Source organism: Archangium sp., from assembly GCF_036389735.1.
GTDB lineage: Bacteria > Myxococcota > Myxococcia > Myxococcales > Myxococcaceae > Archangium.
On sequence record NZ_DASVWK010000563.1, the window covers coordinates 1 to 7,451 of the forward strand.

Consider the following 7,451-nt stretch of genomic DNA (forward strand, 5'->3'; position numbering starts at 1 on the left):
TCTCAGGCGAAGAGAGTTCCTCTGGGAACTTGATTGCAGGCAGCCCCCGTGGCGGCTTTTCAGGCCCATACAGCTTCGGACCTGTTTGGTCCGCGATGTCCAGCATCACGCTATCCAGCGTCAAATGGCCCCACAACGCGCGCGCGCCTTCCGCCACTCCCACCAATATGTCCACCGCGGCAGTGATAACAGCCTCGTCCAGTGGCAGACTAGCGGAGACTTTAAGCTGCGGCTGGTTGCCCGGGCACTGCCCCGCAGGTATCTCCCAGCCGGTAAGCGTTACGGAATGGTTCTCGTCGTCGTTGCAGAGGAACGGAAGTCCCCCGTCTGCCATTTTCTGTGTCCTGACCCACTCATCTCGCTGCGGCAATGGAACAAGTCCTTCCGCCTCTGTCATCGTCCACCCCAGGCGCAAACCGGGGAGGGCGTGTTCCAGACCATGAGCGATGGCGAGAGGGCGGCTGTCGTTGCCCATGAACGCAGGCGCGTAAACGCCGAGGGTGAGATGATTTTGGTTGGCTGACATTTCAACACCAATCCATGACCACAACATCGAGGGTATTATCTGCCTTGAGCAGAGCTTCTTTGTGTGCCTTGCCGCGCACGCCAACGACAAAGCGATATCCGCAGGTCTTGGCGAGTTCTCGCTCTCGCTGTATTTCCGGCAGCTTCATTCTGACAAAGAAAGCTTGAGAGCGAGGCGGTTGTTTTTCAAAGTCATCCGTCTTGACGTCCCACGGCGTGCGCGTTGTCAGTTGCAGCGCGTCGAAGTTCTTCCCATTCACGAACACATCCCAGCCGGGGAAGCTGTTGTTCGGAATGTTGTCGGCGCATTTGTTGTGCGGGTCATTACCGCCCAGGTGTGGCACCGGGACGGGCTTGCACTCCGGGCGGCGGTCTCGCTCCGTGACTTCGAATGGCCCCAGAGGAGGCAAATCCGGCCCTTTTGGCTCCGGCTTGGGCCTTTGTTTCGGCGAGGGTTTCTGCGGAGTGGGCTTTGTTTCAGTCACGGGCCGCGTTTCAGGCCGGGGCCTTGCGTCTTCGGGGTCGGCCCATTTCAGTTCATGCGCATCCAGGGCCTCTTTGATGGCGAATCCCACCACCACCCCACCCGTGATGAGCACCGCTCCCACGAAGAGCTCCGGTGCCGCCAGGACGCAGACCCCGATTCCCACGGCAGCGGCACCAGCAGAGGCAACGGCGCATCGTCCTGTGGGGTCGTGAAACTCGAGCCGGTCATGGTCGAGGGCACGAAAGCACCTCTCCACCAGCACGGGCCAAGACTCAGAAGCTTCGCGGACGGCGCACCGCCCCCCGTCCGTCCAGGGCAGCGTCGCCGCTCGCTGAAGGTTGGCAAGCCTCGGTTCCTGGGCCGCTGGCTTTCTTGGGCTCGGCGCTGACGTAGCGCAGGCTGAGACAAAGAGCAGACGTGCGATGCACGCTCGGAAACGCATGGCTACGTCCTCCACCAGTTCAGGACCAGATGGGCCCTAGCGCGGCTGTCCGGAGTAGCCTACGCGCTCCGACAGCGACGAACGAGCATGCGAGGGGAGTGGCACACGGCAGTCGCAGTTCGTGTGGCCGGGGAGGGCCCACCCGCCGCCTGCCTCCACACCTCACGCAGGCGAACACATCGAAGTCGAACGTCCTCTTGAGCAACTCGGCCCAGTCCACTCGCCGTAGCGCTCCATCTGGGAGCTCAAGGGGCGGGTGACGGCGCGGCTGAACACGTTCCGGGACTGGATCCGCTTCACCATCGACCAGCCGAGCACCGGCAGGCACAGCACCAGCGTGAGCAGCGCGGACAGCAGGATGAGGCTGCCCACGATCAACACGAGCAGGGCCAGGTGCAACAGGACCTTGGGGGTCAGGAGGATGAAGATCGCATTCACCAGGAGCAACGGCAAGGCCATGACGACGAAGAAGATCCCGCCCGGCCCGCTGGGCGTCCCCATGAAATCCCGGGCACTGTGGTGCAGCGGATGCTGCGCCACGATCCGCCAGAAGTTGTCCGTCTGCCAATCCACCAGCCCACTGAAGAGCCAGCCCAGGCCCATGAAGACGAGGGGCGTCACGATCATGGGCACGACCATCCAGCCGCCGAAGAGCCGCCACAGGCCCATGAGCACCGCCGCCACGAGGCCCACCAGCGCGCCCAGGAAAAGGGAGATGCCGAGGCCAGCGAGGTCGTCCCCCGGCCGGGTGGCGGACGGGCTGTGGAGACAGTAGAGGGCGATCGGCGCGGCGATGATGAGCGTGGTGCACCAGAATGCTCGCCAGCAGGTGCGCAGCAGACCCAGGGCTTCGGCTTTCAAGAGCTGGCCGATGCCACGGAGCGTCCGTGGGTTGATGGATGGGCTGGATTCGGACGGGGTCATGGGAGCTCTCCACGTCGTGGGTCCAGGGAGGCGCGGGGCAGCCGGAACCCCGCGCCTGGAGTGAAGCCGGACGTTACTCGGCCCAGTAGGTGGCGGTCATCAGGCTGAAACCGTTTGATGCTGCCCACACCAGGACCCCGAGATAACGGGCCGTCGCGTTCAGGCGGACCGCGCTGGGCAAGAAGCCCGCGCCCACGATGTCGTGGAGCAACATCTGGCTGGAGGTGCTCCACTTCGAAGTCCCAGCGCGTCGCATCCGCGGAACGAGCATGATACGAGGCAGGCGCACCATGAACTCCTCCTCGCCCCCGCCGCGTGCTTCTTCCTGGGGTGCGCTGCGTTTGCCGCTGTACCGCTCGCTGTGGATCTCCGCGTTCGTCTCGAACCTTGGAACGTGGCTCGAGCGCGTTGCCGTAGGTGTCTATGTCGCCGAATCGACCGGTCGTTCAGGCTGGAGTGGCCTGGCCGCGGCCGCGCTCTTTCTTCCCTCCTTGGTGATGGCTCCAGTAGGGGGAGCGCTGAGCGATCGCTTCGACCGCCGCAGCTACCTGCTGACCATCGTCTGGGTTCAGATTCTCGTCAGCGCGCTGCTCACGTTGCTGGCATTTCGCGGGCAACTCTCGATGCCCGTGTTGCTGGTTCTGTTGGTAGGCATTGGATGCTCGGCGACGATGATGTGGCCCGCCTTCAACGCCATGTTGACCGAGCAGGTCCCCGAGGCAGTGGTGCGGAGCGCCATCGTGCTCCATTCGGGGCAATTCAACCTCGCGCGCATGGTCGGCCCCGCCATTGGCGCCGCGGTCATCGCGGTAGGAGGAGTGCCCTGGGCCTTCGCCATCAACACGCTCAGCTTCTTGGCCATTCTCCCGGTCGTGATGGGGCTCAAGCGTCAGCGGCCGGAGTCTTCCGGGGGCGAGCCCCTGTGGGTTCAAATCCGGCAAGGCATCGACGCGGTTCGAGCAGAACCTGGAATTCGAACGTCGTTGACCTTGTCAATGAGCTCGTCCCTGCTGGTCGCACCGTTCATGGGGTTGGTGCCGATCTTCGTGATTCGCGACCTGCATTCCGACGCATCAGGTGTTTCGCTGCTCATGACGGTGCAGGGGCTCGGAGCCGTGGTCGCGGCCGCTGCCTCCACGGCGTGCATGGAGATTCTTGGCACGCGAAGGTGGATTGCTGGCGCCGCGATCGCGCTGATGATTTTCGACGCGTTGTTCTGGCTGATGCCCACCGTCTCGACAGCGGCGGTGGTGATGACCCTTCTGGGTGCTGCCTATCTGGCAATGATGAGCGGAGGAAAGAGCGTCTCATTGTCGCGAGCGCCCCGCTCCGTCCGCGGTCGGGTAGCGAGTTTGTATACGGCCGGAGTTGATGGTTCCTACGGTCTGGGCGTCGCCGTCATCGGAGGGTTGGGAGACCTCATCGGCGTGCGTGCCGCCTCGCTGATCGGGACCGCGGCCTTCGCCACCATCGTGCTCACGTGGGGGAGACGTGGCGGAGTGCTTCTTCCCGAGTTGAATGAAACTCCGGAGCCGACGCGCCGCACTCCTACGGCCGAGGTTGAGCCTTGAAAACGCTTGTTCCGGAGGGCCCACCGGAGGGGCTCGTCGTGGAGGCGGGAAAACCACCCCGATAATCCAGGTTTTTTATCTTTTCTTGGGACGATGGCTTTTCCAGGGTCTCTATAGAGGTGGAGCCCCACTGGAGCACGAGGACCCACGATGCGTCACACGATGAAGATGACCCTGGCGGCGCTGGCTTCCCTGGCGCTCCTCCCCACGGCCGTGAGCGCGCACACGGTCAAGGGACCGCACCCCGGTACGGTACTGGCCACCACGTACTACTCGAGCGGCTCGTTCCACGGCGCGGTGGACATCGCCAGCGGCGCCAGCTGCAACTCCTGGGGCGTGGAGACGGGCGTGGTGGGCTCGGTCTACTGGAACGTGACCATCCAGAGCACCACCACCGCCTGTGTTACTTCCTCCGGGTCCGGCAACGGGAACGAGGCCAGGCACCACTGGGCGGATGGCTGGACGTTCCGCGTGTGGCACTTCGTCAAGACCGCCGCCTCGGTCGACAAGACGTGCGACCGCTGCCAGGTCGGCGACGAAGGCGAGCACACCCACTTCCACCAGGACAAGAGCGGCACCAAGGACACCTCCTGGTACTCGGGCTACACCACCAAGGGCGAGGCCGTGGACCGCACCGAGACCATCGGCGTCCTCGACTAGCCCGAAAGGACTACGTCCGACACCACGTGCTCTCCGGGTCGTCTCTACGAGTCGTCTGACACCTGTCTCGCTGCTATGCGCCCTGCTGGCGTCGGCGGAGAAGCAGCAGGCCGGCCACCGTCACGAAGGCCAGGGCGGACACGGCGAGCGAGGTGTGGGTGTTGGTCACGCTGCCCAGCAGCCCCACGGTCACGCCGCTGAAGGCCCGCAGGCCGGAGGCCGACATGCTGAAGAGCCCCAGGACGCGGCCTCGGATGGTGTCTGGCGCATTCAGCTGCACGAGCGCCTGGCTCATGCTGCTGAAGGACAGCTCGAGGAACCCGGCCAGGAACAGCACGAGGATCGCCGCCGGATACCAGCGGATGAACGCGAACGTGAAGAGCGCGCATCCCCACAGGAAGGCGAGCTTCAGCGCTGAAGCGGGCTCCGTCCGAAGCCAGGTTCCGCGAGTCTCGAGCAGGATGCCCGCGAGCAGCGCACCGGCCGCATCCGCTCCCAGGAGGAGCGTATAGGCCAGGCCAGGGTCTCCATGGCCCAGATCATGGGCGAAGCCCGGCATCTGCGCATGGTAGCTGTTGCCGATGAAGAAGGACGCCGCCCCCGCCAGCAGCACCATGGCCGCGACCACGGGCAGTTCGCGCACGTCGCGGACAGTCTGGATGATGTCGGTGAAGCCCCGGACGACACGCCTGGGGCCAGTCGTCACCCCGCGGAAGTGCCGGCCATGGGGTGCGCTCACCAGCCAGAGCAGCAGGGGCAGATAGAACACCGTGTTGACGAAGATGCCTCGGGTAGGCCCGAGCGTCCGCATGATGATGCTGCCCACGCCGGGGCCCACCAGGACTCCGAGATAACGGGCCGTCGCGTTCAGGCGGACCGCGCTGGGCAGGAAGCCCGGGCCCACGATGTCGTAGAGCAACATCTGGCTGGAGGTGCTCCAGAGGACCCCCGCGCAGCCGTGGATCGTGAGGAGGACCATCGCGTGCCACAGCTGCAAGGAGTCCGTGACGAAGAAGTATCCCCATCCCACGGAGGCGATGATGAAGAGCACCATCCCGGCCTGAATGAGACGCCTGGAATCGAACCGGTCATTGAGCGCGCCCACCGGCACCGAGAACACCAAGAAGGGCAGCCAGTGGGACACCACCGCGAAGCCACCCAGCGCCGCCGAGTGGAACTTCTGGAACACCACCCAGTAGCTGATCACGTGCTCGATGTTGTCGGCCATCATCGCCAACATGAACGTGATGAGAAAGGTCCGGTAGCCAGGGACGCGGAGCGCGCTCGAATCAGCAGGGGTGGAGGCCGCGGTGGAGGTCATGGAGATTCGCGCACTCTATACCCCCTCCGGCTCGACCGGACGCGGGCGAGCAGGTGGGCACCGACGGTGGCCGGGTTCAGCTATTTCCCCTTCCAAAAACCGCGGTCATCCAAGCACTCCTTGACGACGGCGATGGGCGGTGTGAAGGCGCGCGGATCGAGCTTCGTCATCGGCTCGGACTCGGCGAGGATTTTGTTTTCAGGGTCCCAGGTGTAGCTCGTTTGTGTGACCTTGCACGTCAAGAGCTGGCCGGTGTCGGTGTCATTGGCGCTCGACAGGCTGACGGTGAGCACCTTCAAGGAACCGGTGTCGGCGGAAATCCACGAGCGCCTATCCCAGGCGTCACCGGCATCGCCATCGCTCCCAGCCAGGTTGAGCGATCGGGCTTCGCCTTTCTTATCGGTGTACAAGAGGGAAATTCCCCCCAGGTAATCATCGGCACACGTCAGGCGCGCGAGCGTATTCCGGTCGAGAGCGATGGTTCCAAAAACAAAGGGTTGCTGGGCGTTTTTGGAGCACGGCACTTCGGAAAACGACGCACCGTCGATCGACATGGACTGATCGCGAAAGCCCAGGGTGGATTTGAAAACAATATCCCGGGCCTGGGCGGTGGCCGGTCGCCACCACCAGGAGGCCGCGGCGACAGCACCCAGCGTGGCGACCACGGCGATACGAGTTCTCGTCTTTCTCATGGATCCCCCCCTTCATCCTCAAGGCCGAAAATACGAGCGGAGCGCGGCCAGGACAACCCAAGCAGGGCCCGGACGCAACAACGCCCCCGGTCGACAGCCCCGGAGGCGACAGTTGCGACGGTGTTGTGCCGTGCGGCGGGAGCTACAGCGTCGGCCGGAAGATCTTCAGCCCGGAGCGGCCACCGGCGCCGAGCGTGTTGCTCTCGATGAAGTCGCTCACGGACGAGCGGCCGTCGCCGGTGGTGATGGCGGTGTGGCCGTAGATGCTGCCCAGGCGCGACGAGGTCTTCTCCCAGGTGAGCACGAGGCCCGGAGTCTTCAGCGCCTCGGCCAGCGACATGTTGACCTGCTTGAACTTGTCGCGCGGCAGGTTGTTGTCGATCTGGTTGCCGTTGCCCCAGACCTTGAAGCCGAAGGCGTTCTGGATGGCCCTGCTCACGCCGGTGGCGCACAGGCCCTGACTCTTGTACCCACCGATGCTCATCGCGGCCGCACGGCCCGCGGTCGCGAGCTTGCGCATCGCGGGAGTCACGTTGCCCGAGTTCCCGGTGCCACGGCTCTCATTGACCTGCCCACCGCCCTTCGTGCCGCCGCTGCGACCCGCGCCATCGGAACCCTTCGTGCCACCGCCGCGGGTACCGCCGCCCTTGGAAGGCTCGAAGCTGTCGTTCCGGGCGTGGCCGGGGATGCGCAGGGACTTGCCCGCGTAGATGAGGTTCGGGTTGTCGATCTTGTTGATGCGCGCCAGCTCCGAGACGCTGGTCTTGAAGCGAGAGGCGAGAGCCGAGAGGGTGTCGCCCTGGCGAATGCGGTAGGTGGACATGCAGAT

9 protein-coding genes are annotated in these 7,451 nt (G+C 64.6%); 2 read left to right on the forward strand and 7 right to left on the reverse strand.

Annotation, left to right across the window (positions count from 1 at the left end):
* The 4 genes from VF794_RS19790 to VF794_RS19805 form a co-directional block, all read right to left on the reverse strand.
* Positions 1 to 526 (reverse strand): DUF5953 family protein (locus tag VF794_RS19790; RefSeq protein ID WP_331112676.1); only part of this gene is annotated, 526 nt, incomplete at its 3' end.
* 1 nt (position 527) lies between these two features.
* Positions 528 to 1,133, reverse strand: coding sequence for a DUF6310 domain-containing protein (locus tag VF794_RS19795; protein WP_331112678.1), 606 nt, complete (start codon positions 1,131 to 1,133; stop codon positions 528 to 530).
* A gap of 483 nt (positions 1,134 to 1,616) precedes the next feature.
* A complete protein-coding gene (locus tag VF794_RS19800; RefSeq protein WP_331112680.1) occupies positions 1,617 to 2,378 on the reverse strand; it encodes a hypothetical protein in 762 nt (253 codons plus the stop codon).
* A 73-nt stretch (positions 2,379 to 2,451) separates the two neighbouring features.
* On the reverse strand, positions 2,452 to 2,670 hold the full coding sequence (locus tag VF794_RS19805) for a hypothetical protein (protein ID WP_331112682.1): 219 nt from the start codon (positions 2,668 to 2,670) through the stop codon (positions 2,452 to 2,454).
* Between VF794_RS19805 and VF794_RS19810 the strand changes: the two genes are divergently transcribed.
* Complete coding sequence (locus VF794_RS19810; RefSeq protein WP_331112684.1) at positions 2,669 to 3,949, forward strand: MFS transporter; 1,281 nt, start codon at positions 2,669 to 2,671, stop codon at positions 3,947 to 3,949. The two genes, VF794_RS19805 and VF794_RS19810, sit on opposite strands and share 2 nt — an antisense overlap.
* A gap of 150 nt (positions 3,950 to 4,099) precedes the next feature.
* Complete coding sequence (locus VF794_RS19815; protein ID WP_331112686.1) at positions 4,100 to 4,609, forward strand: hypothetical protein; 510 nt, start codon at positions 4,100 to 4,102, stop codon at positions 4,607 to 4,609.
* 73 nt (positions 4,610 to 4,682) lie between these two features.
* On the opposite strand, the gene VF794_RS19820 is transcribed toward VF794_RS19815, so the two are convergent.
* The 3 genes from VF794_RS19820 to VF794_RS19830 form a co-directional block, all read right to left on the reverse strand.
* Positions 4,683 to 5,930 carry an MFS transporter gene (locus VF794_RS19820; protein ID WP_331112688.1) on the reverse strand — a complete coding sequence of 416 codons (1,248 nt, stop codon included), beginning with the start codon at positions 5,928 to 5,930 and terminating at the stop codon, positions 4,683 to 4,685.
* Positions 5,931 to 6,010: 80 nt separating this feature from the next.
* Positions 6,011 to 6,622, reverse strand: coding sequence for a hypothetical protein (locus VF794_RS19825; RefSeq protein WP_331112690.1), 612 nt, complete (start codon positions 6,620 to 6,622; stop codon positions 6,011 to 6,013).
* 142 nt (positions 6,623 to 6,764) lie between these two features.
* Positions 6,765 to 7,445, reverse strand: a complete 681-nt coding sequence (locus VF794_RS19830; protein ID WP_331112692.1) for a LysM peptidoglycan-binding domain-containing protein — start codon at positions 7,443 to 7,445, stop codon at positions 6,765 to 6,767.
* Positions 7,446 to 7,451: the final 6 nt, after the last annotated feature.